The following is a 1,269-nucleotide window of genomic DNA, read 5'->3' on the forward strand; positions in this document are numbered from 1 at the left end:
TCTGACGGGGTGACAACCCCGTCAAAACCCCTAGCTGAAGCAGGTTAGACCGATTTATGGTAAAAAAAGATGGGGTCAGTATTGTCAAGAAGCCCCATCTATTAAAATGCTACCTTCATCTTACCAAATCTGTTTCCAACAGCAACTCAAAAAGACCGAATACTTAACTCTGACAATTTTAGTTTTTCTACTCCAAGTTCATAAACAAGTAAGTATTGAGTTATTGGCGACATTGATGCCATACCCGATCATGTTTGAGAGCCGACGACGTGGGATTCAAAGATTTCTCAAATTACCAATCCTCAAGATTGAGAAGATTTGGTTTCCTCTAATTAAATATATCTTAAGAATTCATGGGAAAAATAAGAAACAGTTAATGGTTGCCATTGATAGAACCCAGTGGCGGGACAAAAATATCTTTGTGATTAGCCTAATTTGGGAACACAGAGCCTTACCCTTATACTGGCAAATATTATCAAAACGAGGGAGTAGTAACCTCCAAGAACAACAGCTTTTAATTCGTCCGATTCTCAGCCTGCTAAAAAAATATCAAATTGTGGTATTAGGAGACAGAGAATTCGGGAGTGTGAAGCTGGCACGTTGGCTGTGTGAAAAGAATGTAACGTTTGTTTTGAGAGTAAAACAGGGGCGATATATTCAAGAAGAGGGAGAGGAATTTAAGCGCTTAAGTGAGTGTGGTTTAGTACCTGGAACGAGCTTTTATTTGAAAGGAGTTAAAGTTACAAAACAAAAGGGATTTGGTTTGTTTGATATCGCCGGTTATTGGCGACGCAAATATCGAGCTAGTGGTGAAGATGAAGGCTGGTATTTGCTCACAAATATAGGGACTTTAAAAAAAGCTGTGTCCGCGTTTAAATGTCGAAGTGGTATCGAAGCCATGTTTAAAGACTGTAAAACAGGAGGCTACAATTTAGAAAAAAGTCATGCTTGTGACGACCGCCTAAAAACTTTAATTTTATTAATAGCTTTGGCTTACAGTTGCGCTATTTTACAGGGACGTAAGCTCAAGCTTATGGGAATTCAGAAATATATTGGTCGTGTTACTGAGAGGTTGCGCTCGCAACCTCGGCACAGCAGTTTTTGGGTTGGATTATATGGTCAATGTTGGGTAGTCGGCATGGAATTTTGTCAAGAAATAGTTGGTGAATTAATGAGCATGAGACGTAATAAGCTGCCATTCTTCCAGAGGGGGTACAGGGCTATGTCCTTGATTTTATCAAGCTTTTGACGGGGTTGTCACCCCGTCAA

Annotated in this window: 1 protein-coding gene; it reads left to right on the forward strand. The window is 39.9% G+C overall.

Annotated features, from left to right (window positions below; all coding sequences use genetic code 11):
- Positions 1–106 precede the first annotated feature (106 nt).
- Positions 107–1,249, forward strand: coding sequence for an IS4 family transposase (locus QUA53_RS29015; protein ID WP_333101328.1), 1,143 nt, complete (start codon positions 107–109; stop codon positions 1,247–1,249).
- Positions 1,250–1,269: the final 20 nt, after the last annotated feature.

The organism is Microcoleus sp. Pol12B3, assembly GCF_036701355.1.
Taxonomy (GTDB): domain Bacteria; phylum Cyanobacteriota; class Cyanobacteriia; order Cyanobacteriales; family Microcoleaceae; genus Microcoleus.

Excerpts from the sequence above, each read along its gene's own strand:
- QUA53_RS29015 (WP_333101328.1), top strand. The coding sequence starts at position 107 with ATGCTACCTTCATCTTACCAAATCTGTTTCCAACAGCAACTCAAAAAG.